This is a genomic window from Streptomyces sp. NPDC041200 (assembly GCF_055591805.1).
The window spans coordinates 463,375-488,318 of sequence record NZ_JBVIZF010000002.1 but is presented as its reverse complement, the minus strand read 5'-3'; the positions used below and the strand labels follow the sequence as shown (position 1 = coordinate 488,318).

Here is a 24,944-nt window from a genome sequence, read left to right as displayed (position 1 = left end):
AGGAGTCACCCGGACCCGGATGAGGGGAGCAAGATCTCGTGGAAGTGCCGAAAAAGCGTCCGGACATGCGACGACCCCCGCCGGGGGGGAGAGCGGGGGTCGTCCCCACGGCCGACTCGGGGGGGGAGGAGTCGGGCCGGGTTAGCACGGTCGCGAACGATCCGTGACTTCCATGGTGTACCCGAGAGCCTTCTCAGGCAAACCCACGCGCCTCAGCTTACGCCGAATGGTGGGCCCTATGCTCAGCGTCGTGGAAAACCACTCCTTGCCCCGGACAGCCGCCTTCTTTGACCTGGACAAGACGGTCATTGCGAAGTCAAGCACGCTCACCTTCAGCAAGTCCTTCTACCGGGGTGGGCTGATCAACCGTCGGGCCGTACTGCGTACTGCTTATGCCCAGTTCGTCTTCCTCGCCGGCCGCGCCGATCACGACCAGATGGAGCGGTTGCGCAAGTACCTCTCGGCACTCTGCCGTGGCTGGAATGTGCAGCAGGTGAAGGAGATCGTCGCGGAGACTCTGCACGATCTGATCGACCCCATCATCTACGACGAGGCGGCTTCCCTCATCGAGGAACACCACACCGCCGGACGCGATGTGGTGATTGTCAGCACCTCGGGAGCGGAAGTCGTGGAGCCGATCGGCGAGCTGCTGGGCGCGGACCGGGTGGTGGCCACCCGTATGGTCGTCGAGGACGGGGTCTTCACCGGAGAAGTCGAGTACTACGCCTACGGCCCGACGAAGGCGGAGGCGATCGCCGAGCTGGCCGAGTCCGAGGGATACGACTTGTCGCGCTGCTACGCCTACAGCGACTCGGGGACCGACCTGCCGATGCTGGAGTCGGTCGGCCACCCGCACGCCGTGAATCCGGACCGGGCCCTGCGCCACGAAGCGGTCGCCCGCGGCTGGCCGGTCCTCTCCTTCGACCGCCCCGTGCGGCTGAAGCAGCGACTGCCCTCGCTGTCCATGCCGCCGCGTCCGGTGCTGGCCGCGGTCGCGGCGGTGGGCGCGGCCGCCGCCACCGCCGGGTTGGTGTGGTACGCCAGCCGGCGACGCACCCCTTACGCCCGCCTTTGGCCCCACCGCAAAGATCTGCGTGGAGGGGTTCCACTTGGCTCCGCGCAGGAGTAGAAAGGAATCGACGGCCCGCGAGACCAGGGGTATCCGGGAGGATCTCCCCAGACACACGAAGGCCCCACGGACCGAGCACGGATGCCGGGCACCCACGCGACGCCGACCCGTCGATTACGGGCCAGCCGCACCAGGTGACGGGCGAAGATCCCGGCCTGATGGGCGAATTCTGTGCACGCACTGGTAACCCGGCGGACGTGCCAGCGGCGGCACCCTCGTGGTGCCGCCGCAACTCTGTCCGGACCCGGAGCACTCCCGACCCGGAGCAGAGCCGGACGGCCTCAGGCAGCTCCCCGCTGCATCGCCTCGCACACGGCCGTGCTCTCCCGCACACCCAGCTCAACCGCCCGCCCGCAGTGCGCGATCCAGGCCGCCATGCCCTCGGGCGTCCCGGACACATAGCTCTCCAGCCCGGCCACACACGCGGCGGCGCCCTGCTCCGCGTGGCCCACCTCCGCCGGGCAGATGGATTTCGGGTCGAGCCCGCTGCCGACCAGCACGATCCGCTCGGCCGCGCGCGCCACCAGGCCGTTATAGGAGGAGAAGGGCCGCAGCGCGAGCAGTTCACCGTGCACCACCGCCGCCGTCACCAGCGCCGGGGCCTCGCTGCCCGCGAGCAGCAGCCGCGCCAGGCCGTCAAGCCGCGCCGCCACCTCGTCGGCATCCGGCGGCTCAGGCCCGACCAGCCGCTCCCGCACCGGTTCGCCCGCCAGCCGGGGCCGTCCGACCCTGTCGTCCTCGACCGCCCCTCCGGCCGCGACCAGATGCAGCCGGGCCAGCACCCGCAGCGGCGACTGCCGCCAGACGCTCAGCAACTGGCCGGCCTCGGCGGTCACCCGCAGCGCCGCGCCCACCGTGTGCGGCTCCCCCTCGCCCCCGAAATCGGTGCGGCGGCGGACCTCTTCGAGCGCCCAGTCGGCACCGGCCAGCGCCGCGGAGCCCCGCGCTCCGCGCAGCGCCGCCTCGGAGGTGACCTCATTGCTGCGACGGCGCATCACCCGGTGGCCGTAGACCCGGTCCACTGCCGTCCGTACGGCCTCCACGGACTCGGCCACACCGGGCAGCGCCGCCAGGGTGGCGAGCGGATCTGCTGACGTACTCATGAGTACGACCCTACGCACCCATGGCCCGGCGCCCCTCGTTGGAGTGGTTTTCTTCACGTAAATCCCTCATGGGAGAGGATCACTCACCTACGCTTCCTGAACATGAAGATCGCTTTCGTAGGCAAGGGCGGCAGCGGCAAGACGACGCTGTCGTCGCTGTTCATCCGCCATCTCGCCGCCACCCGCGTCCCGGTCGTCGCGGTCGACGCCGACATCAACCAGCACTTGGGCGCGGCGCTCGGACTCGACGAGGCGGAGGCCGCCGCGCTGCCCGCCATGGGCGCCCATCTCCCCCTGATCAAGGACTACTTGCGCGGGACGAACCCGCGGATCGCCTCTGCCGAGACCATGATCAAGACAACGCCGCCGGGCGAGGGGTCGCGGCTTCTGCGGATCAGCGAGGACAACCCCGTCTACGCGGCGTGCGCCCGGCCCGTCCCGCTCGGTGACGGGGAGGTGCGGCTGATGGCGACCGGGCCCTTCACCGAATCCGATCTGGGCGTCGCCTGCTACCACTCCAAGGTCGGCGCGGTCGAGCTGTGCCTCAACCATCTGGTCGACGGACGCGGGGAGTTCGTGGTCGTCGACATGACGGCGGGCAGCGACTCCTTCGCCTCCGGGCTCTTCACCCGCTTCGACATGACGTTCCTGGTCGCCGAGCCCACCCGCAAGGGCATCGCGGTCTACCGCCAGTACAAGGAGTACGCCCGCGACTTCGACGTGGCGCTGCGCGTGGTCGGCAACAAGGTGCAGGGCCCGGACGACCTCGCCTTTCTGCGCGCCGAGGTGGGCGACGACCTGCTGGTCACCATCGGCCACTCCGACTGGGTCCGGGCGATGGAGAAGGGCCGCGCACCGCGCTTCGCGGAGCTGGAGGAGCCCAACCGCGAGGCGCTGCGCACGCTGCACGACGCGGCGGACGCCTCCTACGAGCGGCGGGACTGGCAGCGCTACACCCGCCAGATGGTGCACTTCCACCTGAAGAACGCACAGAGCTGGGGGAACGCGAAGACGGGTGCCGACCTGGCGGCACAGGTCGATCCGGCCTTCGCACTCGACGATTCCGCCCTGACCGCGCGGGCGGCGGCCGCCCCCGCGCCCGCCTAGCCATCAGCCCCGGGGTGGTCATCTCCCCTGACTATTCACCCCATAGAAGGAACAACGACCCGCTCCCGCCCAAAAGGCTTCCCACTGACTTTACCCGGCATTACCATTCATTTACCAATGCTTGGGAGTCAGCACCGCAGTACGCCGTGACCCACGGCCGCGCCCCTGCCGCGACCGCGAAGCCCCGGAGGAGACGGGAATGTTGAAGCTCTTGGACCAGATCACGGTCGCCGCGATCGCGCTCGCCGGGATCGCGCTCGCTGCCCTCGTCTTGCTACGCCGCTTCCACCGGCCGCAGCGCTCGGCCGCCGAACCGGCCGCCCCACCCGCCTGCCGTCCGTGGACGCCCTGGCGCAACCACCATTGCACCCGCCCCGCCCCGGCGGCCGGGGACGGGCACGGACACGCACCAGGACACGGCCACGGAGGCGGCGCGGGGCAGCTGCTGGGCGGGGTGACCGCCTTCCAGCGCAACACCGCGCCGCTGGTGCGCGACGAGCTGGCGCGGCTCGCCCGGGAGGGACAGCGACCCACCCAGCTGTTCCTCACCTGCGCCGACTCCCGGCTGGTGACCAGCATGATCACCTCCAGCGGCCCCGGCGATCTGTTCACCGTTCGCAACGTGGGCAATTTGGTGCCGCCTCCCGGCACGGACGCCGCCTGTGACTCGGTGGGCGCGGCCATCGAGTACGCGGTGGAGGTGCTGAGGGTCAGCAGCATCACGGTATGCGGGCACTCCGGATGCGGGGCGATGCAGGCGCTGCTCGGCTCGGCGGCCGCGCCACCCGGGGCGCAGACGCCGCTGGCGCGCTGGCTGCGTCACGGCAGGCCCGGGCTGGCGCGGATGGAGCGGATCGGGCGGCTGGGGCGCGGCGAGGTCGCGCTGGCCGACCGCCCGGTGGCCGACGACGTGGAGCGGCTGGCGCTGATCAATGTGATGCAGCAACTGGAGCATCTGATGGCGCACGCCTGCGTCGCGCGACGGGTGGCGGAGGGAGGGCTGGTGCTGCACGGGATGTACTTCCATGTGGCGGAGGCTCAGGCGTACGTCCTGGAGCCCGGATCGGCCAGATTCCTGGCCATCCGGCCGGAGGACGGCACCCCTGTGGCCGTCTGCGCAGCGGGCCCGGCCGCCGCCCTGGAGCCCGGGAAAGGGGAGGCCGCGGAAGCGCTGGAGGCGATCTGAGCACGGGCCTGAGCGCAGTCCCGGTTACAGGTCTAAACCAATTTACGGTGACAGCGCCTTGTCAGGGCCTACCCGGGGCTGATGAGCTATGGCCGGGACACAACGGACACCCTGGGAATGGGAGATGTCGTGAGCAACGAAAGCCTGGCCAGCCTTCTTCGGGAGGAGCGCCGCTTCGCGCCGCCGGCCGACCTGGCCGCGAACGCCAATGTGACGGCTGAGGCGTACGAGCGTGCGAAGGCGGACCGCCTGGGCTTCTGGGCCGAGCAGGCCCGTCGGCTGACCTGGGCGACCGAGCCGACAGAGACGCTCGACTGGTCGAACCCGCCCTTCGCGAAGTGGTTCGCCGACGGCAAGCTCAACGTGGCGTACAACTGCGTCGACCGCCATGTGGAGAACGGGCTCGGTGACCGGGTCGCCCTCCACTTCGAGGGGGAGCCGGGCGACACCCGTTCCCTGACCTACGCCGAGCTGCAGCGGGAGGTCTCCCAGGCGGCGCACGCACTGACCGAGCTGGGGGTCCAGGCGGGCGACCGGGTCGCCATCTACCTGCCGATGATCACCGAGACGGTCGTCGCGATGCTGGCCTGCGCCCGCATCGGCGCCCCGCACTCCGTGGTCTTCGGCGGCTTCTCGGCCGACGCCCTCGCCACCCGTATCAACGACGCCGACGCCCGCGTGATCATCACCGCCGACGGCGGCTACCGCCGCGGCAAGCCGTCCGCGCTCAAGCCCGCCGTCGACGAGGCCCTGACCCGTCCCGGCACCGAGAGCGTGCGCAGCGTGCTGGTCGTCCGCCGCACCGGCCAGGACGTGGCCTGGACCGAGGGCCGCGACGTCTGGTGGCACGAGATCGTGGGCCGCCAGCCCGAGCAGCACACGCCCGAGGCGTTCGACGCCGAGCACCCGCTGTTCATCCTCTACACCTCCGGCACCACCGGGAAGCCCAAGGGCATCCTGCACACCACCGGCGGCTACCTCACCCAGGTGTCGTACACCCACCACGCCGTCTTCGACCTCAAGCCGGAGTCGGACGTGTTCTGGTGCACGGCCGACGTCGGCTGGGTCACCGGCCACTCGTACATCGTCTACGGGCCGCTCTCCAACGGAGCGACCGAAGTGCTCTACGAGGGCACGCCGGACACCCCGCACCAGGGCCGCTGGTGGGAGATCGTCCAGAAGTACGGGGTCACCATCCTGTACACCGCCCCGACCGCGATCCGCGCGTGCATGAAGTGGGGCGACGACATCCCGGCCAAGTTCGACCTGTCCTCGCTGCGCGTCCTCGGCTCGGTCGGTGAGCCGATCAACCCCGAGGCGTGGGTCTGGTACCGCAAGAACATCGGCGCGGACACGACGCCGATCGTCGACACCTGGTGGCAGACCGAGACCGGTGGCATCATGATCAGCCCGCTGCCGGGCGTCACCGCGACGAAGCCCGGTTCGGCCCAGGTGGCGCTTCCCGGCATCGCCGCCACCGTCGTCGATGACGAGGCGAACGAGGTGCCGAACGGTGCGGGCGGCTACCTGGTCCTCACCGAGCCGTGGCCGTCGATGCTCCGCACCATCTGGGGCGACGACCAGCGCTACCTCGACACCTACTGGTCCCGCTTCGAGGACCGCTACTTCGCGGGCGACGGCGCCAAGAAGGACGACGACGGCGACATCTGGCTGCTCGGCCGGGTCGACGACGTGATGCTGGTGTCCGGCCACAACATCTCGACGACCGAGGTCGAGTCGTCCCTCGTCTCGCACCCCAAGGTCGCCGAGGCTGCCGTCGTCGGGGCCACCGACCCGCAGACCACCCAGGCGATCTGCGCGTTCGTCATCCTGCGCGGCAGCGCGGCCGAGGAAGAGGGCCTGGTCGAGGAGTTGCGGGCGCATGTCGCCAAGCAGCTCGGCCCGATCGCCAAGCCCAAGCGGATCATGCCGGTGGCCGAGCTGCCCAAGACCCGGTCCGGCAAGATCATGCGCCGCCTGCTGCGCGATGTCGCCGAGAACCGCGCGCTGGGTGATGTCAGCACGCTCACCGACTCCTCCGTCATGCAGCTGATCCAGAGCAAGCTGCCGTCCGCGGCCAGCGAAGACTGATCACCGAAGACTGATCACCCAAGACTGACCAGCGGAGCCGAAGCAACGGCCCGAGCAGCGGTCTTATGACCGAGGGGCGCTCCCGCCACGCGGGGGCGCCCCCCGGCCGTTCCGGTTAAGGTGAGTACCTGCCGCGTTAAGAACGCGACAACAAGGGCGCGCCGGGAAGTCTGGTCGGCACACGGCACACGTGTGTCCGCACCCGCCCGACGACCCAGGAGGCCCCGCCCGTGGCCGCGCCCACCAGCCGCAAGTTCCTCGGCCGCCTCTCGCTCCCCGAGCGGACGTTCATCACCGACGCGCTGCGCACCGAGACCGTCGGGGGCATCATCCTTCTCGTCGCCGCGATCGCCGCGCTGATCCTGGCGAACACCCCGCTCAGCGGCGTCTACGGCGACATCAAGGACTTCTCCTTCGGCCCCCAGGCGCTGCATCTGCGTCTGTCCGTCGAGTCCTGGGCCACGGACGGCCTGCTCACCGTCTTCTTCTTCGTCGCCGGAATCGAGCTGAAGCGCGAGCTGGTCGCGGGCGAGCTGCGCGATCCGAAGGCCGCCGCGCTGCCCGTGGTCGCCGCGCTGTGCGGCATGGCCGCGCCCGCCCTCGTCTATGTCGTCGTCAACGCGACCGGCGGAGGCAGCCTGAAGGGCTGGGCCGTACCGACCGCCACCGATATCGCCTTCGCGCTCGCCGTCCTCGCCGTCATCGGCACCGCGCTGCCCGCCGCCCTGCGCGCGTTCCTGCTCACCCTCGCGGTCGTCGACGACCTCGGCGCGATCCTGATCATCGCGATCTTCTTCACCAAGGACATCAACTTCATCGCCCTCGGCCTGGCCGTCGCCGGGCTCGCCGTCTTCCGGCTACTGCACCACAAGGGCGTACACGGCGCGTACATCTACCTCCCGCTCGCCCTGGTGATCTGGGCGCTGATGCACGCGAGCGGGGTGCACGCCACCGTCGCGGGCGTCGCGATGGGGCTGATGATGCGCTGCACCGTCCGGGAGGGCGAGGACCGTTCCCCCGCCGAGCGCGTCGAGCACCGGATGCGCCCGCTGTCGGCCGGGCTCGCCGTGCCGGTGTTCGCCCTCTTCGCCGCCGGTGTCCCGATCTCCGGCGACGCCGTCGCGGACGTCTTCACCCGTCCCGAGACGCTCGGCGTCGTCCTCGGCCTGGTGGTGGGCAAGGCCGTGGGTGTCTTCGGCGGTTCGTGGTGCGCCGCCCGGTTCACCAGGGCCGAGCTGAACGAGGATCTGGCCTGGGCGGATGTGTTCGCCGTCGCGACCCTCGCCGGAATCGGCTTCACCGTTTCCCTCCTCATCGGCGAACTGGCCTTCCCCGGCGCCCCGGCGCTCGCCGAGGAGGTGAAGTCGGCGGTCCTCATCGGCTCGCTCTGCGCCGCGCTGCTCGCGGGCATCCTCCTCAAGCTGCGCAACAACCGCTACCAGCGGCTGTACAGGGACGAGGAGCGGGACGAGGACATGGACGGCATCCCCGACGTCTACGAACTCGACACCCCCGAATACCACCTCCGCATGGCCGCCATCCATGAGGCAAAGGCCGCGGAGCACCGGCGGCTTGCCGAAGTGGCCGCCGGGGAGCACTCCGGTGACGATGGTCCGGCATGATCTGAGACGCCATGATCTGAGAGGCTTGAAAGCCGCGGAACGGCGCAGAAGACCTGCACGCGCGAAAGACGCGGCACGCACCGAAGACGACCGGAAGACGTACAAGAGCAGAGGGAGATGGCGATGAGCGCAGCCGACGACGGCGGCAACCGCAGCCTCGGCCAGCTGGTGGCGACGGCGACCACCGAGCTGTCCGCGCTGGTGCACGACGAGATCGCGCTGGCCAAGGCCGAACTCCGGGTGGGCGCCAAGAAGGCGGCGGTCGGCAGCGGCGCCGGTGTGGCGGCCGGGGTGCTGATCCTGTTCTCGCTTCCGGTGCTGAGTTTCGCCCTCGCCTACGGAATGCGTTCCTGGACCGGCCTCGGCCTCGCCTGGTGCTTCCTGATCGTGGGCGGCATCTACTGGCTGATCGCCGGAATCCTGGGCCTGCTCGCGCTGATGAAGTTCAAGAAGGTCAAGGCGCCGAAGCGGTCCATGGCCTCGTCCAAGGAGACGGCGGCCGTCCTCGGGAACGTCAAGCCGCATCCGCGGGCAGCGGGGAACGGCGGCCGCTCCGTACGGGATGTGACACGCTCGTCGGCATGAGCGTCCCTGATATCTCCGCGTCGGTCGTTCGGCTGGACGGCCCCTGGACCCACCGGGACGTCGCGGCCAACGGCGCGCGCTTCCACATCGCCGAGCTGGGCGACGGCCCGCTGGTGCTGCTGCTCCACGGGTTTCCGCAGTTCTGGTGGACCTGGCGGCACCAGCTGACCGCGCTCGCCGACGCGGGCTACCGGGCGGTCGCGATGGACCTGCGCGGAGTGGGCGGCAGCGACCGTACGCCGCGGGGGTACGACCCGGCCAACCTCGCCCTCGACATCACCGGGGTGATCCGCTCACTCGGTGAGCCGGACGCCGCCCTGGTCGGCCATGACCTGGGCGGATACCTGGCGTGGACGGCCGCGGTGATGCGGCCGAAGCTGCTGCGGCGGCTCGCGGTGTCCTCCATGCCGCATCCGCGGCGCTGGCGCTCGGCGATGCTCGGGGACGTCAGGCAGAGCGCCGCAGGCTCCCACATCTGGGGCTTCCAGCGGCCGTGGCTGCCCGAGCGCCAGCTCGTCGCGGACGACGGGGCGGCCGTGGGGCGGCTCATCCGGGACTGGTCCGGGCCGCGACTGCCCGAGGACGAGACGGTGGACGTCTACCAGCGGGCGATGATCATCCCCTCGACGGCCCACTGCTCGATCGAGCCGTACCGCTGGATGGTGCGGTCACTGGGGCGGCCGGACGGTTTTCAGTTCAACCGCCGGATGAAGCGTCCGGTACGGGTGCCGACCCTGCATCTGCACGGGTCACTCGACCCGGTGATGCGCACCCGCAGCGCGGCGGGGTCGGGGCAGTACGTGGAGGCGCCGTACCGCTGGCGGCTCTTCGACGGTCTCGGCCACTTCCCGCACGAGGAGGACCCGAACGCCTTCTCCACGGAGCTGATCAACTGGCTCAAGGACCCGGAACCGGACCGCTGAGCCGACACCGCGGCGGCCCGCTCAGCCGGTCGCGTGCGAACAGATGTTTTTCGAACAGTCACGTGCCTTGCGCATAGGCCAATTGCCGCAGTCACCGGCGATTACCGACCTTGGGCCACGGGCAAAGTGCGGAGTATGGGCTGGACGCACGACTACCGTGACGCACCAAGCGGCCGCGGCCCCGAAGCCGCCGCTGCTGCCAATGCCGCACTGAGCGTTTCCGAGCGCGGCGGCTCCGGGCCTATCCAAGGCCAAGACCCCAATGTCGTCGGGATTCCCCGCATCATCCGGCGCCGGGCCCGCTGGGTCTCGGCGCGGCTGCGCCATCCACGCAGCCGGTAGGCGAGCACCTGCGCGCTTACCGGCATCGCGGAAGAACAAGGGGCGAAGAAAGAGGGCCGGAGGGCCGCTAGAGAGCGCATCCCTGGCTGTCCACCGGCTGGTCGGCCGTACGCCCCTGCTCGGCGTCCTTGCGCACCTCGTCCGCCGTCAGGGCGTAGCCCGTGTCCGCGTCGTCGAGCGACTTGGCGAAGACCACGCCGGACACCCGGCCCTCCGGGGTGAGCAGCGGGCCGCCGGAGTTGCCCTGGCGGACGGTCGCGTACAGCGAGTACACATCGCGCTGCACGGTGCCCCGGTGGTAGATGTCCGGGCCGTTGGCCGTGATGCGGCCGCGCACGCGGGCGGCGCGCACATCGAACGCGCCGTTCTCCGGGAACCCGGCCACGATCGCGTCGTCGCCGGTGCTCTCGTCGCCCTGCGTGAACTGGAGCGCGGGGGCCTGCAGCGAGGGCACGTCGAGGACCGCGATGTCGCGCTTCCAGTCGTAGAGCACGACCTTCGCGTCGTACAGCCGGCCCTCGCCGCCTATCTGCACGGTCGGGTCGTCGACCCCGCCGACCACATGGGCGTTGGTCATGACCCGGTTCTGTGCGTAGACGAAGCCGGTGCCCTCCAGGACCTTGCCGCAGCTCGGGGCGGTGCCGACGACCTTCACGATGCTCTTCTGGGCCTGGGTGGCCACCGGGGACTGCGCGAGCGCCGGGTCGGGCTGCGGCACCGAGGTGATCGGCTCGTTCGAGAACGGCGAGAAGACCTGCGGGAAGCCGCCCTGCGCGAGCACCGTGGAGAAGTCGGAGAACCAGGTGTTGGCCTGCTCCGGGACCACACGCGAGACCCCGAACATCACCTTGGACTCGCGGACCTCCTTGCTCACGGTGGGGAGCGAGGTCCCCGCCACGAGGGAGCCGAGCAGCCAGGCGACCAGCAGCATGGCCAGGACGTTCACCATCGCGCCGCCGGTCGCGTCCAGGGCGCGCGCTGGTGACCAGGTGATGTACCGGCGCAGCTTGTTTCCCAGGTGGGTGGTGGCCGCCTGACCGACCGAAGCGCACACGATCACCAGGACGATCGCCACGATGGCACCGAAGGTGCCGGGCGATGCCCGGTCGGTGGTGCCGTCCCAGATGACCGGCAGCAGATAGACCGCGACCAAGCCACCACCGATGAATCCGATCACCGACAGCACGCCGACGACGAAGCCCTGGCGATAGCCGATGATCGCGAACCATACGGCGGCGAGCAGCAGCAGGATGTCCAGCACATTCACCGGGACACCGTCTCACGCGCGCCAGTCGAGTGGGACGTGGTTCGCGCGGTCCCATGGTCGTTCCCAGCCCGAGTAGTGCAGTATGCGATCGATCACTCCGGCCGTGAAACCCCAGACCAGAGCCCCTCCGACCAGGAACGCGGGCCCCTGGTGACCACTGGGGTGGACCGTCGTCGCCCGATTCGCCGGATCCGTGAGATCCGCCACGGGAACCGTGAAGACCCGGGCCGTCTCGGCAGGGTCCACCGGCCCGACCGGGCTCGGCCGCCGCCACCAGCCCAGGACGGGCGTCACCACGAAGCCGCTCACCGGGATGTACAGGCGCGGCAGGACGGCGAAGACCTGGACGCCCGAGGGGTCGAGCCCCGTCTCCTCCTCGGCCTCGCGCAGCGCCGCACGCAGCGGACCCTCCCCGTCCGGATCGCCGTCCTCGGGGTCGAGCGCGCCGCCGGGGAAGGAGGGCTGGCCCGCGTGCGAGCGCAGCGACCCGGACCGCTCCATCAGCAGCAGCTCGGGGCCGCCGGGGCCCTCCCCGAAGAGCACCAGCACGGCGGAGGGGCGGCCTCCGCCCTGCGGCGGCGGCAGGAACCGGCTCAGCTGGTGCGGCTCGATCGTCTCGGCCGCCCGCGCCACGGGGAGCAGCCACTCGGGCAGCCCCTGGGAGCTGACCCCCACGCCTCCGCCGTACGTGCTCGTCATCCGGCCGCCCCCAGCGGGGCGGCCGGAGGCCCCGGGTAGTCGGCGGGCGGGCGCAGCCGCTGCCCCGGCTGGCCGCCCATCTCGTACTTCAGCAGCTTCTTCGCCTTGTCCGGGTCGGTCTCGCCCTCCCCGTACGCCGGGCAGAGCGGGGCTATCGGGCAGGCGCCGCAGGCGGGCTTGCGGGCGTGGCAGACGCGGCGGCCGTGGAAGATGATGCGGTGCGAGAGCATCGTCCACTCGCTCTTCGGGAAGAGCGCGGCGATCTCCGCCTCGACCTTCTCCGGATCCTCCTGCTCGGTCCACTTCCAGCGCCGCACCAGCCGCCCGAAGTGGGTGTCCACGGTGAGCCCCGGCACCCCGAACGCGTTACCGAGGACCACATTGGCCGTCTTGCGGCCGACGCCGGGCAGCGTGACCAGGTCTTTCAGACGGCCGGGCACCTCGCCGTCGAAGCGGTCGCGCAGCGCGGCGGAGAGGCCCAGCAGGGACTTGGCCTTGGCGCGGAAGAAGCCGGTGGGCCGGATCAGCTGCTCCAGCGCCTCGGGGTCGGCGGCCGCCATGTCCTCGGGGGTCGGATAGGCGGCGAAGAGCGCGGGGGTGGTCTGGTTGACCCGCAGGTCGGTGGTCTGGGCGGACAGGACCGTGGCGACCAGGAGCTGGAACGAGTTCTCGAAGTCCAGCTCGGGATGGGCATACGGGTAGACATCGGCCAGCTCGCGGTTGATGCGCCGGGCGCGGCGCACGAGCGCGAGCTGGGATTCCGGCCGGGAGGGCTTCGCGGGCTTCGCTGATTTAGCGGACTTCGCGGGCTTCACGGGCTTCGCGGGCTTCACGGGTTTCGCGGATCTGGCCGATGTGGCGGGAGTGGCCGAGTTGGCGACTTTGGGTGCCTTCGCCGCTTTCGTCGGCTCGACAGGCCCCTGTTCGCCCACAGCGGAATTACGAGATGTGGTCACCCGTTCAGCCCCCTTGCCCCGTGCTCTCACCGGCGTATTGGACACCCGGCCAGCCTAAGCCCAGCCACCGACATCCGGCCGGGCTACCGATCAGACCCCGCCCAATCGGACCCCTGCCGCACGGTCCGGCAGGCCAGTGCGTCAAACTTGTGATTGATCGCACTGTTTTACCGTCCGGCATCATGGGGACGACGGTCCCCTGTGCATGTCGACAAGGAGAGACTCGTGGACGACGTTCTGCGGCGCGCCCCGCTCTTCGCGGCGCTCGATGACGAGCAGGCCGCTGAGCTGCGCGCCTCCATGGGAGAGGCCACCCTCGCGCGGGGTGACGCCCTCTTCCACGAAGGGGACCCGGGCGACCGCCTGTACGTGGTCACCGAGGGCAAGGTGAAGCTCCACCGCACCTCTCCCGACGGCCGCGAGAACATGCTGGCCGTGCTCGGCCCAGGCGAGCTGATCGGCGAGCTGTCGCTCTTCGACCCCGGCCCGCGCACAGCCACCGCCACCGCACTCACCGAGGTCAAGCTGCTCGGCCTCGGCCACGGCGACCTCCAGCCGTGGCTCAATGCCCGCCCCGAGGTCGCCTCCGCGCTGCTGCGCGCCGTGGCCCGGCGCCTGCGCAAGACCAACGACCAGATGTCCGACCTCGTCTTCTCCGACGTGCCAGGCCGGGTCGCCCGCGCCCTGCTCGACCTGTCGCGCCGCTTCGGCGTGCAGTCCGAGGAGGGCATCCACGTCGTCCACGACCTGACCCAGGAGGAGCTGGCCCAGCTGGTCGGCGCCTCCCGCGAGACCGTCAACAAGGCGCTCGCCGACTTCGCGGGCCGCGGCTGGCTGCGGCTGGAGGCGCGCGCCGTGATCCTGCTGGACGTCGAGCGGCTGGCCAAGCGGTCCCGCTGACGCACAGCACGAGCAGCACGCACAGCGCGAGCAGCCCGTAAGACACCCGAAGGGCCCCTGCCGGAATCCCCGGCAGGGGCCCTTCGGGCGTTCTCGGATCAGCCGTGCTCAGATCAGCCCGTGCTCGCGCAGATAGTCCAGCTGGGCGCGCACCGACAGCTCGGCCGCGGGCCACAGCGACCGGTCCACGTCCGCGTACACCTGCGCCACGACCTCCGCTGGCGTCCGGTGACCGCTCTCGACCGCCGTCTCCACCTGCGCCAGGCGGTTGGCCCGGTGCGCCAGGTAGTACTCCACCGCGCCCCGGGCGTCGTTCAGCACCGGCCCGTGGCCCGGCAGCACCGTGTCGACGCCGTCGTCCACCGCGAGCGACCGCAGCCGCCGCAGCGAGTCCAGGTAGTCGCCGAGCCGCCCGTCCGGATGCGCGACGACCGTCGTACCGCGCCCGAGCACCGTGTCGCCCGTCAGGACGGCGGCGTCGGCCGGGAGGTGGAAGGACAGCGAGTCGGCGGTGTGGCCGGGCGTGGGCACCACCCGCAGCTCCAGCCCGCCGGTGGTTATGACGTCGCCCCGCTCCAGCCCCTCGTCGCCCAGCCGCAGCTCCGGGTCCAGCGCCCGGACCCGCGTCCGGGTCAGCTCGGCGAAGCGGGCCGCGCCCTCCGCGTGGTCCGGGTGGCCGTGGGTCAGCAGCGTCAGCCCGATCCGCTTCCCGGCCCGCTCGGCCGTCGCGATGACGTTCCTCAGATGGCCGTCGTCCAGCGGGCCGGGGTCGATGACCACGGCGAGGTCGGAGTCCGGCTCGGCGACGATCCAGGTGTTCGTGCCGTCCAGCGTCATGGGCGACGGATTCGGCGCGAGGACGCACACGGCGCGGTCGGTCGCCGGGCCGTCGATCGCGCCGCCGCGCGGCTGACCGGGCAGGGATGCCGCGTGCGTCATGACTCGGACTCCCCCGTAGTGCCCGGGATGTGCTTGGTGAACTCGTCGTGGCCCGGCCAGCTCAGCACCAGCTCGTCGCCATCCAGCCGGGCCTGGGCGAGCACCGGGGTGAGGTCCTGGTCCGGGGCGGCCACCAGCGCGTCGTGGACCGTTCCGTGCGGCCGCAGCTGCCGCAGCGTCGCGATGGTCGGGGGCATCATCAACAGCTCGCCCCGGTCGTAGCCGTCGGCCGCGTCCCCGGGGCGGATCCAGACGGTACGGTCCGCCTCCGTGGAGGCGTTGCGCGTACGCTGCCCCCGCGGCAGCGCAGCCACAAAGAACCAGGTGTCGTAGCGGCGCGGCTCGAACTCCGGGGTGATCCAGCGCGCCCAGCCGCCGAGCAGGTCCGAGCGGAGCACCAGGCCGCGCCGGTCGAGGAATTCGGCGAACGACAGGTCCCGGGCGACCAGCGACAGCCGGTCCGCCTCCCAGTCGTCGCCCGTGGTGTCCGCGACGACCGTGTGGGGGGTCGGGCCTGCGAGGAGCACGCCGGCCTCCTCGAAGGTCTCCCGGACCGCCGCGCACACGATGGCCTGCGCCTGCGTCGCGTCGCTTTCGTCGAGGCCCAGCCGCCGCGCCCACTGGGGGCGCGAGGGCCCGGCCCAGGCGACCATCCGCTCATCGCGCGGGTCCACCGAGCCACCCGGATAGGCGTACGCGCCTCCGGCGAAGGCCATGGAGGCGCGTCTGCGCAGCATGTACACGGCGAGCCCGGCGGCCTGGCCGCCCCACTCGCCGTCCGTCGCGCCCTGTTCCCCGTTCGCCCCGTGCTCCCCCTCCTGCCCGCCCGGCACGCCGTCCGGTCCGTCCCGGAGCAGCAGCACGGTGGCGGCCCGGCGCGGCGTCACCGGCGTCAGCTCACCGGCCGACAACAACCGGATGCGCTCTGGCCACTCGGGTGGATACCACTGGCCATTCGTAGTGGACATGGCCGGATGCTATGCGTTTGCGGGCGGATGTTCGAGGGGCCCTGGCCGGGGCCCGGACCGCGCAAGGCCCCATGACGGGCTGCACAAGGGCCGGACCGCGGCCGGGCCCTGACATCGGAACGGGCGGGCCCTGACGTCGGAACGGCCGGGCCCTGGCCCCGAAGCGGTCGGGCCCACCACGAAGCGGGCGGCCCCCACCACGGATGGGCTACTCCGCGACCTCGACCTGGATCTCCACCTCGACCGGCGCGTCCAGCGGCAGCACCGCCACGCCGACCGCGCTGCGCGCGTGCACGCCCGCGTCGCCCAGCGCCTCGCCCAGCAGTTCGCTGGCGCCGTTGACGACGCCCGGCTGCCCGGTGAAGTCCGGGGCCGAGGCGACGAAGCCGACGACCTTCACGACCCGCACGACCTTGTCCAGGTCGCCGACCACCGACTTCACGGCGGCCAGCGCGTTCAGCGCACAGGTGCGCGCCAGCTCCTTGGCCTCCTCCGGGGTCACCTCCGCGCCGACCTTGCCGGTCACGCCCAGCTTCCCGCCGACCAGCGGCAGCTGGCCCGCGGTGTAGACGTACGGCCCGGTACGGATCGCCGGGACGTAACTGGCGAGCGGCGCCGCGACCTCGGGCAGCGTCAGGCCGAGCCCGGCGAGCTTGTCCTCGACGGCGCTCACGCCTTCTCCCGCTTCAGGTAGGCCACCAGCTGCTCGGAGTTGTTCGGCCCCGGAACGACCTGGACCAGTTCCCAGCCGTCCTCGCCCCAGGTGTCCAGAATCTGCTTCGTGGCGTGTACGAGCAGCGGCACGGTCGCGTATTCCCACTTCGTCATGCAGCCGACTGTAATGCCTCACTCCTGGGGCCTGGTGCGTAGCCCGTGGGGGGACTGGTTAGGCTCCCAATGTGAGCAGGCTCCATGTCGTCAGTGGCAAGGGCGGAACCGGCAAGACCACGGTCGCCGCCGCACTCGCGCTGGCCCTCGCGGCCGATGGCAAGCGCACGCTGCTGGTCGAGGTCGAAGGCCGCCAGGGCATCGCACAGCTCTTCGAAACGGAACCGCTTCCCTATGAGGAACGCAAAATCGCGACCGCGCCGGGCGGCGGCGAAGTCCACGCCCTCGCGATCGATCCGGAGTTCGCGCTCCTGGACTATCTCCACATGTTCTACAAGCTGGGATCGGCGGGGCGCGCCCTGAAGAAGCTCGGCGCGATCGACTTCGCGACCACGATCGCGCCGGGGCTGCGGGACGTCCTGCTGACCGGGAAGGCGTGCGAGGCGGTGCGCCGCAAGGGCAAGGACGGCCGCTTCGTCTACGACTCCGTGATCATGGACGCCCCGCCGACCGGCCGGATCACCCGCTTCCTGAACGTCAACCACGAGGTGGCGGGGCTGGCCCGGACCGGCCCGATACACAACCAGGCCCAGGCCGTGATGCGCGTCCTGAAGTCGCCGCAGACGGCCGTCCACATGGTGACGCTGCTGGAGGAGATGCCGGTCCAGGAGACCGCGGACGGCATCACGGAGCTGCGCTCGGACGGCCTTCCGACGGGTGCGGTCATCGTCAACATGGTGCGGCCCGCGGTCCTCGACCACGAGGCCGTCGACGACGCCGCCAACGGCCGTCGCGCGGCCGTCGCCAAGGCGCTCTCGCAAGCCGGGCTGGGCGGCGCGCGCCGCGGCGGCCTCGCCGAGCGGCTGGTCGACCCGCTGCTGGAGCAGGCGCGCGAGCACGCGGAGCGCGTCGCCCTGGAGCGGGCGCAGCGGTCCGAGCTGGGCGGTCTTGACCTGCCGCTGCACGAGCTGGAGCTGCTGACGGACGGCGTCGACCTGGCCGGGCTGTACCGGCTGGCGGCGGATCTGCGCAAGCAGTGGCCGTCGTGAGCGGCACGGGCACGGCGCGCGTCCCCGTCCGCGCGCGCCGTACGGCCGTCCCCGGCGGCGCGCCCCGTACGGGCGGCACCCACAGCACGAGCCGTACGAACAGCACGAGCCGCACACGCCGCACGAACGACACAAGCAACCCAAGCGGCACAAGCGGCACACGCCGTACGCAGGAGGCGGCATGAGCATGGACGTGGCACCCCGGCTGGAGACCGACGCGCTGCTGGACGACCCGCAGACCCGCATCGTGGTGTGCTGCGGCTCCGGCGGCGTGGGCAAGACCACCACGGCCGCCGCGCTGGGCGTACGGGCCGCCGAGCGCGGCCGGAAGGTCGTCGTCCTCACGATCGACCCGGCCCGCCGGCTCGCGCAGTCCATGGGCATCGACGCGCTCGACAACGTCCCACGGCGGGTGGCGGGCGTCGGGGACGAGGCGGGCGGCGAACTGCACGCCATGATGCTGGACATGAAGCGGACCTTCGACGAGTTCGTCGAGGCGCACGCCGACCCCGAGCGCGCCCGCGCGATCCTGGCGAACCCCTTCTACCAGTCGCTGTCGGCCGGTTTCGCGGGCACGCAGGAGTACATGGCCATGGAGAAGCTCGGCCAGCTGCGGGCCCGCGAGGAGTGGGACCTCATCATCGTCGACACGCCGCCGAGCCGGTCGGCGCTGGACTTCCTGGATGCCCCGAAGCGGCTCGGTTCGTTCCTGGACGGGAAGTTCATCCGGGTGCTGATGGCCCCGGCGAAGGTCGGCGGCCGGGCCGGGATGAAGTTCCTCAACGTGGGCGTATCCATGATGACGGGCACGGTCAGCAAGGTCCTCGGCGGGCAGCTGATGCGCGATGTGCAAACGTTCGCGGCTGCGATGGACACCATGTTCGGCGGGTTCCGCACCCGCGCCGAGGCCACCTACCGGCTGCTGCAGGCGCCCGGTACGGCCTTCCTGGTGGTGGCCGCCCCGGAGCGGGACGCGCTGCGGGAGGCCGCCTACTTCGTCGAGCGGCTGGCCGCGGATCAGATGCCGCTGGCCGGTCTCGTACTCAACCGGGTGCACGGCAGCGGCGCCGAACAGCTGTCGGCGGAACGGGCCCTGGCTGCGGCGGAGACGCTGATCCTGAAGAGCGCCGCCGCTGCGGATCCGCCGGGAGAAGGAAGCGTTCCGGCCAACCCCGGCGAAGGCGCGGAAAATCTTGGTGCCGACGGATTTGTCGATCCCGACTCAGGGAATGCTCAAGCCCGGAACGCCTCAGCGGCGGACAATTCCTCGGCAGCGGACCCCGACGTCTCCCCCACGTCGGCGGAGCGGCTGGCCGCGGGACTGCTCCGGTTGCACGCGGAGCGTATGCAGGTGCTCGGACGCGAGCAGCGCACACACGACCGCTTCACGGCGTTGCACCCCGAAGTTCCCGTGGCCCAAGTGGCCGCGCTCCCTGGAGACGTACATGACCTGACAGGACTGCGGGCGATCGGCGACCGCCTCGCGGCGGCCCCGGCGGACCAGTCCGAGCGCACGGCAGGCTGACGCCCAGCCCTGGTGGCGGCCCGGGGACCGTGCGGTGGTGATGACGGCGACACGCGAGCCGTCAGGGCAGGCTGGCGCCTACCCAAGTGCCCGCCTACCCAAGTACCCCTGGGGCGCGTACACATGGGCGCCGCGTACCGCGATGTACGCGTACGCGCGTGCCCCAAGCCGCGGCGTACCCACCTCACAGGTGCGCGCCCGGCACGGCTACGCCGCGCGGCTGACACGGCCGTCATGCCGCGTACGCACACGCATGGCGCGCACGCCGCGCAAGCCCATGGCGGGCCGACGTCACGGCCGGGACGGGCCAGGACGGTACAGCGTCACAGCGCCCGCCGCGGATCCCCAATCGTCCGCACCGTCGCGCTCTGCCCTATCCGTCCATGCACGTCATCGTCCGTAGCGTGGCGGGCTGCCCCAAGGTCCGCAGGCCCCCAGCCCGTGAACCACCTCGCCCGGCCACGACCGGCCGCGACCACAGTCGCGGCCGTACTCGTGTCGTGCACCCTTCCTCGTCCCGTCGTAGATGAGAGAACAAGCCCGTGACGAGGGGTGGGTGATGATGAAGTTGTGATGCGATGCGGCCTCGTCGCGTACCGGCCTGTCGGCCGACCGCTATCCGACGCGCTATCCGACGGCAGCGAAGCGCTCGTACTCTTCGTCGTCGAAGGGCAGAATGCCCGCGCTGCGCTCGTACTCGGTGCGTGCCGTCTCCAGCAGCCTTCGCCAGGAGGTCACCGTCGGGCGGCGGCGCAGCAACGCCCGCCGCTCCCGCTCGGTCATCCCTCCCCACACACCGAACTCGACACGGTTGTCCAAGGCATCCGCAAGGCACTCGGTGCGCACCGGACATCCGGTGCAGACCGCTTTGGCCCTGTTCTGTGCCGCGCCCTGGACGAACAGTTCATCTGGATCAGTAGTGCGGCAGGCGGCCTGCGCACTCCAGTCGGTTACCCAGCCCATGCTGGCGCCGTCCTCTCCCGAATCGGAGCTCCCCCACGGCGACAAACGGCATATTCACCGTCGCCAGTTGAGGACGTTACGGAAGGCGAGCAAGCCGCAACACCCCCTGCAGGCCCAATCTTGGATGGCCCGAACGGACTATGGGTACGCGGCAGATCACCCAACGGAGTGACCTGACGACATTTGCGATTACTGGTGCAAACCAGGGCAGTTCACACAGCGAACACCGGGCAGCTCAGGACACGGGGGCACAATCCGGGCACGCCTCAACACTCACTCGAGTGGGGCTGGGGATGTGGTGCGATCTCGTGCGATGTGGCACAGCAGCACATGCGTGGCTGGCGTGAAACAGCGTATGCGAACACGCGGTCCCCTGTCCGGCGATTCGCCACGTAGGCTGCCTCTTATGGGTTACACGCGCTCGGGCGGAGGGCTGTCCACCGCTCAACAGGCCGCCAAGTTCCTCGGCGTCAGTGCGCTGGCCGGCGCCGTGATGGCCGGGCTCGCGCTGCCCGCTGTCGGGGCGTTCGGCCTCACCGCCAAGGAAACGGTCCAGGAATTCGACGATATTCCGGCCAATCTCAAGACGCCCCCGCTCAGCGAGCGGACCACCATCCTGGACGCGAAGGGCGGCGAGATCGCGAAGGTCTACTCGCGTGACCGCACCATCGTGAAGCTGGGCGACATCTCCCCGTACATGCGCAAGGCGATCGTCGCGATCGAGGACGCGCGCTTCTACCAGCACGGGGCGGTCGACCTCAAGGGCATCCTGCGCGCGGCCAACAGGAACGCGCAGAGCGGCGGTGTCTCACAGGGCGCTTCCACCCTCACCCAGCAGTACGTGAAGAACGTCTTCGTCGAGGAGGCGGGCAACAGCAAGGAGAAGTTCGCCGAGGCCACCCAGCAGTCCATAGGCCGCAAGATCAAGGAACTGAAGTACGCGATCCAGGTCGAGAAGGAACTGGGCAAGCGCCGGATCCTGGAGAACTACCTCAACATCACGTACTTCGGGCAGCAGGCCTACGGCATCGAGGCCGCCTCCCAGCGCTACTTCAGCACGTCCGCCAAGAACCTGAAGGTGGAGCAGGCCGCGCTGCTCGCCGGTCTCGTCCAGTCGCCGAGCCGCTACGACCCGGTCACCAACCCGGAGACCGCGAAGACCCGCCGCGACACCGTGCTGCAGCGCATGGCCGACATGAAGGACATCACCTCGGCCCAGGCCGCCGCGGCCAAGAAGAAGCCGCTCGGCCTCGACGTCAGCATGCCCCGCAGCGGCTGCATCACGGCCGTCAAGGGCGCCGGGTTCTACTGCGACTACGTCCGCCAGATCTTCCTCAACGACCCGGTCTTCGGGAAGACGTCGGCGGCGCGCGCCAAGCGCTGGAACCAGGGCGGCCTGACGATCCGTACGACACTGGACCCGCAGGCGCAGGAATCGGTCCAGAAGTCGATCAAGTCCCACGTCTACCAGTCCGACAAGGCGGCCACCGCCGTCTCGCTCGTCGAGCCGGGCACCGGCAAGGTCCTGGGCATGGGCCAGTCCAAACCGTACGGCTTCGGCAAGGACCAGACCCAGATCAACCTCTCCGTGGACCACAACATGGGTGGCTCGAACTACGGCTTCCAGGTGGGGTCCACGTTCAAGCCGATCACCGCCGCGGCCGCCCTGGAGCGGGGCACGAAGCCGTACAAGAGCTACTCCTCGCCGTACAAGATGGAGTACCCGAGCCCGGTCAGCACCTGCAAGGGCCCCTGGACCAACGGCGAGGGCGCGACCGTCGAGAACGAGAACGAGTCGGAGCGCGGCCCGTACGGGATGAAGGAGGCGACCGCGAAGTCGGTCAACACCTACTTCGTCCAGCTGATCAGCGACATCGGCGTCTGCCCGGTCACCGAGCTGGCCGACAAGATGGGCGTGGAGCGGGCCGACGGCAAGGAGCACCACCAGGTGCCCTCGCTCACCCTCGGCACCGAGGGCTTCTCCCCGCTGACCATGGCCAACGCGTACGCGACCTTCGCCAACCGCGGCGTCTACTGCTCCCCGGTCTTCATCGACTCGATCACCGGCCCCGGCGGCAAGAAGCTGAAGGTGCCGCAGTCGAAGTGCTCGCGCGCGATGTCCGAGAAGACCGCGGACACGATCAACACCCTGCTGCGCGGTGTGGTCGAGGACGGCACCGGCAAGCAGGCCGGTCTGCAGAGCCGCCCGAGCGCCGGTAAGACGGGTACGACGGACGAGCGGAAGGCCGCGTGGTTCGTCGGCTACACCCCGAACCTGGCGGGCGCGGTGTGGGTGGGCGGCGGCCCCGGCGCCAGCGGCCTCAAGATGGAGAACATCACCATCGGCGGTGTCCCCCACGCCAAGGTGTACGGCGGTGACACCCCCGGCCCCATCTGGAAGGCCGCGATGAGCGGGGCGCTGAACGGGAAGCCCGCGCCGAACTTCGTCAGCGTGCCGATCAAGGACCCCAACGCGCACCGGCCCAAGCCGGGCAAGAAGCCGGGCAACGACCGCGACAAGCCGGGCCGCGAGAAGCCGGGGAACGGCGGCGGGGACAACCCGTGGCCGGACATCTCCCTCCCGCCGGGCGTGATCGGCGGCAACGGGAACGGCGGCAATGGGAACGGCGGCTTCGAGTGGCCGCGGTAGCGGTGCCTGCGGAAGCGGTGCCTGCGGCTGGCTGAGCGGCTGGCCGAGCACGGGAGGGGCCCGGACGAGGGATGATCGTCCGGGCCCCTTTCCACGTATTCCCTACCCGCCCGCGAGCTGGGGCTTCACCCGCCCGCGAGCTGGCGCTTCACCGCGGCGGCGACCCGGCCGCCCTCGGCCCGGCCCGCGATCTTCGGGTTCACGATCTTCATCACCGCGCCCATCGCCCGCGGCCCCTCGGCGCCGCCCGCGACGGCCTCCCGCACCGCCTCCGCGACCAGCGCGTTCAGCTCGTCGTCCGTCAGCGGCTGCGGCAGATACCCGGCGAGCACCTCGCCCTCGGCCCGCTCCCGCTCCGCCTGCTCCGCCCGGCCGCCCTTGTCGAACGCCTCGGCCGCCTCGCGGCGCTTCTTCGCCTCGCGCGCGATGATCTTCTCCACGTCGGCGTCGGACAGCTCCCGGGCGCTCTCGCCCGCGACCTCTTCCTTCGAGATCGCGGTGATGGTGAGCCGGAGCGTGGACGAGCGCAGCTCATCGCGCGCCTTGATCGCTGCGGTGAGATCGTCGTGCAGCCTGGACTTGAGCGTGGTGGTCATGGCGTCGAGTCTGCCAGCACTGGCCGGGAATCACCCGAAGATTTCTCCCCCGGCGGCGTTCTGCGACCATGGAGACCATGCGCGCGCGATACGGAGTACCTCTGGGAATCACGGCGGTCGGCGCAGCCGGTCTCGCCTACGCCGTCGGCTTCGAAGTGCGGTCCTTCAGGCTCCGCCGCATCACCGTGCCCGTGCTGCCGCGCGGTATGCGGCCGCTGCGCGTCCTGCAGGTCTCCGACATCCACATGGTGAGCGGGCAGCGCAAGAAGCAGCGCTGGCTCCAGTCGCTCGCCGGTCTGCGCCCCGACTTCGTCGTGAACACCGGCGACAACCTCTCCGACCCGGAAGGTATCCCGGAGGTCCTCGACGCGCTCGGCCCGCTGATGGAGTTCCCCGGCGCGTACGTCTTCGGCTCCAACGACTACTACGGACCGAAGCTGCGCAACCCCGCCCGCTATCTGCTGGAACACGCCACCGGCCGCCACGGTCTGAACGGCAACGCCCCGGCCGTCGGCGTTGTCCACAACCCGTGGACGGAGCTGCGCGACGCCTTCGACGCGGCCGGCTGGGTCGGCCTGTCCAACACCCGCGGCCGGCTCAAGCTGGACGATGTGGAGATCGCCCTCACCGGCCTCGACGACCCCCACATCAAGCGCGACCGCTACGCCGAGGTCACCGGCGGCCCGGAAACCGGCGCGGACCTCTCCCTCGCCGTGGTCCACGCCCCGTACCTCCGCGTCCTCGACGCCTTCACGGCCGACCGCTACCCCCTGATCCTCGCGGGCCACACCCACGGCGGCCAGCTGTGCATCCCCTTCTACGGCGCCCTGGTCACCAACTGCGACCTGGACACCCGCCGGGTCAAGGGCCTCTCCACCCACGAGGCCGGGGGCCACTCCTCCTACCTCCACGTCTCCGCGGGCTGCGGCACCAACCGCTACACCCCCGTCCGCTTCGCCTGCCCCCCGGAAGCCACCCTCCTCACCCTCACCCCCCAGTCCCCCTGATCCCCCTCCGGGGCCCCGACCTGCGAGGCCCCCGGAACCGGATTTCGTGTCTGGCCACAGGTCCGCTAAAGTAGAGCTCGTTGCTTCGGGGTGTAGCGCAGCTTGGCAGCGCGCTTCGTTCGGGACGAAGAGGTCGTGGGTTCAAATCCCGCCACCCCGACTGAAGGAACACCAGGTCAGGGGCCTGATCCGCCAAAGCGGGTCGGGCCCCTGACGCGTTTCCGGGGCGTCTTGGGAGCCGATTGGGAGCCGACCCCGAAATCCGGCTCCCGGACCGCTCCCACTCCACTCCCGGGGAGGTGGGGCCGGGCCCATCAAGGGGAAACCGCTGAGCACACGCGCGAGTGAGGTGCGCCACTGCTCAGGTGGCCGTCGGCACTGACAGCCAGTGCATGAGCCTCCCGGACAGCCTCCCTCTCGACCAGGAGTTGGGCAGCTACGGTGGCCCGCGCACTCGGCCAACTGCCAACCGTTCCTTCGCACCACCGGAACCGCCAGTACGCAGCCGT

22 protein-coding genes, 1 tRNA gene and 1 pseudogene are annotated in these 24,944 nt (G+C 70.7%); 14 read left to right on the top strand and 10 right to left on the bottom strand.

Features of this window, described 5'->3' with window-relative positions; all coding sequences use genetic code 11:
* The first annotated feature begins 238 nt into the window (after nt 1–238).
* Nucleotides 239–1,129 (top strand): HAD family hydrolase, encoded by an 891-nt coding sequence (locus tag ACZ6CL_RS07420; protein WP_468932317.1) that lies wholly within the window; start codon nt 239–241, stop codon nt 1,127–1,129.
* Nucleotides 1,130–1,410: 281 nt separating this feature from the next.
* On the opposite strand, the gene ACZ6CL_RS07415 is transcribed toward ACZ6CL_RS07420, so the two are convergent.
* The gene (locus ACZ6CL_RS07415; protein ID WP_468932314.1) at nt 1,411–2,232 is read right to left on the bottom strand and encodes a Fic family protein; all 822 of its coding nucleotides are present in this window, start codon (nt 2,230–2,232) and stop codon (nt 1,411–1,413) included.
* Between the two features lie 102 nt (nt 2,233–2,334).
* On the opposite strand from ACZ6CL_RS07415, the gene ACZ6CL_RS07410 reads away from it, so the two are divergent.
* From ACZ6CL_RS07410 to ACZ6CL_RS07380, 7 genes and pseudogenes are all read left to right on the top strand, one after another.
* Nucleotides 2,335–3,339: an ATP-binding protein gene (locus tag ACZ6CL_RS07410; RefSeq protein ID WP_468932311.1), complete on the top strand. Its 1,005-nt coding sequence runs from the start codon at nt 2,335–2,337 to the stop codon at nt 3,337–3,339.
* A 298-nt stretch (nt 3,340–3,637) separates the two neighbouring features.
* Nucleotides 3,638–4,525, top strand: a pseudogene (locus tag ACZ6CL_RS07405) (carbonic anhydrase); the annotation flags it as partial.
* Between the two features lie 129 nt (nt 4,526–4,654).
* Nucleotides 4,655–6,616 (top strand): acetate--CoA ligase, encoded by a 1,962-nt coding sequence (acs, locus tag ACZ6CL_RS07400; RefSeq protein ID WP_468932309.1) that lies wholly within the window; start codon nt 4,655–4,657, stop codon nt 6,614–6,616.
* A gap of 230 nt (nt 6,617–6,846) precedes the next feature.
* Complete coding sequence (gene nhaA / locus ACZ6CL_RS07395) at nt 6,847–8,238, top strand: Na+/H+ antiporter NhaA (RefSeq protein WP_468932306.1); 1,392 nt, start codon at nt 6,847–6,849, stop codon at nt 8,236–8,238.
* Between the two features lie 123 nt (nt 8,239–8,361).
* Nucleotides 8,362–8,823: a phage holin family protein gene (locus tag ACZ6CL_RS07390; RefSeq protein WP_468932303.1), complete on the top strand. Its 462-nt coding sequence runs from the start codon at nt 8,362–8,364 to the stop codon at nt 8,821–8,823.
* Nucleotides 8,820–9,746, top strand: a complete 927-nt coding sequence (locus ACZ6CL_RS07385; RefSeq protein WP_468932301.1) for an alpha/beta fold hydrolase — start codon at nt 8,820–8,822, stop codon at nt 9,744–9,746. The genes ACZ6CL_RS07390 and ACZ6CL_RS07385 overlap by 4 nt, the downstream gene beginning before the upstream one ends.
* Before the next feature lie 135 nt (nt 9,747–9,881).
* The gene (locus ACZ6CL_RS07380; protein WP_468932298.1) at nt 9,882–10,088 is read left to right on the top strand and encodes a hypothetical protein; all 207 of its coding nucleotides are present in this window, start codon (nt 9,882–9,884) and stop codon (nt 10,086–10,088) included.
* A gap of 67 nt (nt 10,089–10,155) precedes the next feature.
* On the opposite strand, the gene ACZ6CL_RS07375 is transcribed toward ACZ6CL_RS07380, so the two are convergent.
* Genes ACZ6CL_RS07375 through nth form a run of 3 tightly spaced genes read right to left on the bottom strand, consistent with a single transcriptional unit; the run spans nt 10,156 to nt 13,010 of the window.
* Nucleotides 10,156–11,355 (bottom strand): MarP family serine protease, encoded by a 1,200-nt coding sequence (locus ACZ6CL_RS07375; RefSeq protein WP_468932296.1) that lies wholly within the window; start codon nt 11,353–11,355, stop codon nt 10,156–10,158.
* 12 nt (nt 11,356–11,367) lie between these two features.
* Nucleotides 11,368–12,054, bottom strand: coding sequence for an NUDIX hydrolase (locus ACZ6CL_RS07370; protein ID WP_468932293.1), 687 nt, complete (start codon nt 12,052–12,054; stop codon nt 11,368–11,370).
* Nucleotides 12,051–13,010 (bottom strand): endonuclease III, encoded by a 960-nt coding sequence (gene nth, locus ACZ6CL_RS07365; protein WP_468932291.1) that lies wholly within the window; start codon nt 13,008–13,010, stop codon nt 12,051–12,053. The genes ACZ6CL_RS07370 and nth overlap by 4 nt, the downstream gene beginning before the upstream one ends.
* Before the next feature lie 225 nt (nt 13,011–13,235).
* Between nth and ACZ6CL_RS07360 the strand changes: the two genes are divergently transcribed.
* The gene (locus tag ACZ6CL_RS07360; protein WP_055546320.1) at nt 13,236–13,910 is read left to right on the top strand and encodes a Crp/Fnr family transcriptional regulator; all 675 of its coding nucleotides are present in this window, start codon (nt 13,236–13,238) and stop codon (nt 13,908–13,910) included.
* Nucleotides 13,911–14,018: 108 nt separating this feature from the next.
* Here the strand turns inward: ACZ6CL_RS07360 and ACZ6CL_RS07355 are convergent, their stop codons facing one another.
* From ACZ6CL_RS07355 to ACZ6CL_RS07340, 4 genes are all read right to left on the bottom strand, one after another.
* On the bottom strand, nt 14,019–14,849 hold the full coding sequence (locus ACZ6CL_RS07355; RefSeq protein ID WP_468932287.1) for an MBL fold metallo-hydrolase: 831 nt from the start codon (nt 14,847–14,849) through the stop codon (nt 14,019–14,021).
* On the bottom strand, nt 14,846–15,817 hold the full coding sequence (locus ACZ6CL_RS07350; RefSeq protein WP_468932284.1) for an NUDIX hydrolase: 972 nt from the start codon (nt 15,815–15,817) through the stop codon (nt 14,846–14,848). The genes ACZ6CL_RS07355 and ACZ6CL_RS07350 overlap by 4 nt, the downstream gene beginning before the upstream one ends.
* Nucleotides 15,818–16,025: 208 nt before the next feature.
* Entirely contained in the window at nt 16,026–16,490 is a 465-nt protein-coding gene (locus ACZ6CL_RS07345; protein ID WP_468932281.1) for a RidA family protein, read from the bottom strand.
* Nucleotides 16,487–16,645 (bottom strand): DUF4177 domain-containing protein, encoded by a 159-nt coding sequence (locus ACZ6CL_RS07340; protein ID WP_355686832.1) that lies wholly within the window; start codon nt 16,643–16,645, stop codon nt 16,487–16,489. The genes ACZ6CL_RS07345 and ACZ6CL_RS07340 overlap by 4 nt, the downstream gene beginning before the upstream one ends.
* Nucleotides 16,646–16,716: 71 nt before the next feature.
* Here ACZ6CL_RS07340 and bagA point away from each other — a divergent pair, with 71 nt between their 5' ends.
* Together bagA and bagB are read left to right on the top strand one after the other, a co-directional pair.
* Nucleotides 16,717–17,694, top strand: a complete 978-nt coding sequence (gene bagA / locus ACZ6CL_RS07335) for an ATPase BagA (protein WP_468932278.1) — start codon at nt 16,717–16,719, stop codon at nt 17,692–17,694.
* A gap of 181 nt (nt 17,695–17,875) precedes the next feature.
* The gene (gene bagB / locus ACZ6CL_RS07330; RefSeq protein ID WP_468932275.1) at nt 17,876–19,219 is read left to right on the top strand and encodes an ATPase BagB; all 1,344 of its coding nucleotides are present in this window, start codon (nt 17,876–17,878) and stop codon (nt 19,217–19,219) included.
* Nucleotides 19,220–19,846: 627 nt separating this feature from the next.
* On the opposite strand, the gene ACZ6CL_RS07325 is transcribed toward bagB, so the two are convergent.
* Nucleotides 19,847–20,182 carry a WhiB family transcriptional regulator gene (locus tag ACZ6CL_RS07325; protein ID WP_030829787.1) on the bottom strand — a complete coding sequence of 112 codons (336 nt, stop codon included), beginning with the start codon at nt 20,180–20,182 and terminating at the stop codon, nt 19,847–19,849.
* A 406-nt stretch (nt 20,183–20,588) separates the two neighbouring features.
* Here ACZ6CL_RS07325 and ACZ6CL_RS07320 point away from each other — a divergent pair, with 406 nt between their 5' ends.
* Nucleotides 20,589–22,832: a transglycosylase domain-containing protein gene (locus ACZ6CL_RS07320; protein WP_468932271.1), complete on the top strand. Its 2,244-nt coding sequence runs from the start codon at nt 20,589–20,591 to the stop codon at nt 22,830–22,832.
* A 125-nt stretch (nt 22,833–22,957) separates the two neighbouring features.
* Here ACZ6CL_RS07320 and ACZ6CL_RS07315 read toward each other — a convergent pair whose 3' ends face one another.
* The gene (locus tag ACZ6CL_RS07315) at nt 22,958–23,428 is read right to left on the bottom strand and encodes a GatB/YqeY domain-containing protein (RefSeq protein ID WP_385436226.1); all 471 of its coding nucleotides are present in this window, start codon (nt 23,426–23,428) and stop codon (nt 22,958–22,960) included.
* Between the two features lie 77 nt (nt 23,429–23,505).
* Between ACZ6CL_RS07315 and ACZ6CL_RS07310 the strand changes: the two genes are divergently transcribed.
* Complete coding sequence (locus tag ACZ6CL_RS07310; RefSeq protein ID WP_468932268.1) at nt 23,506–24,435, top strand: metallophosphoesterase; 930 nt, start codon at nt 23,506–23,508, stop codon at nt 24,433–24,435.
* Nucleotides 24,436–24,521: 86 nt separating this feature from the next.
* A tRNA-Pro gene (locus ACZ6CL_RS07305) sits at nt 24,522–24,595 on the top strand.
* Nucleotides 24,596–24,944: the final 349 nt, after the last annotated feature.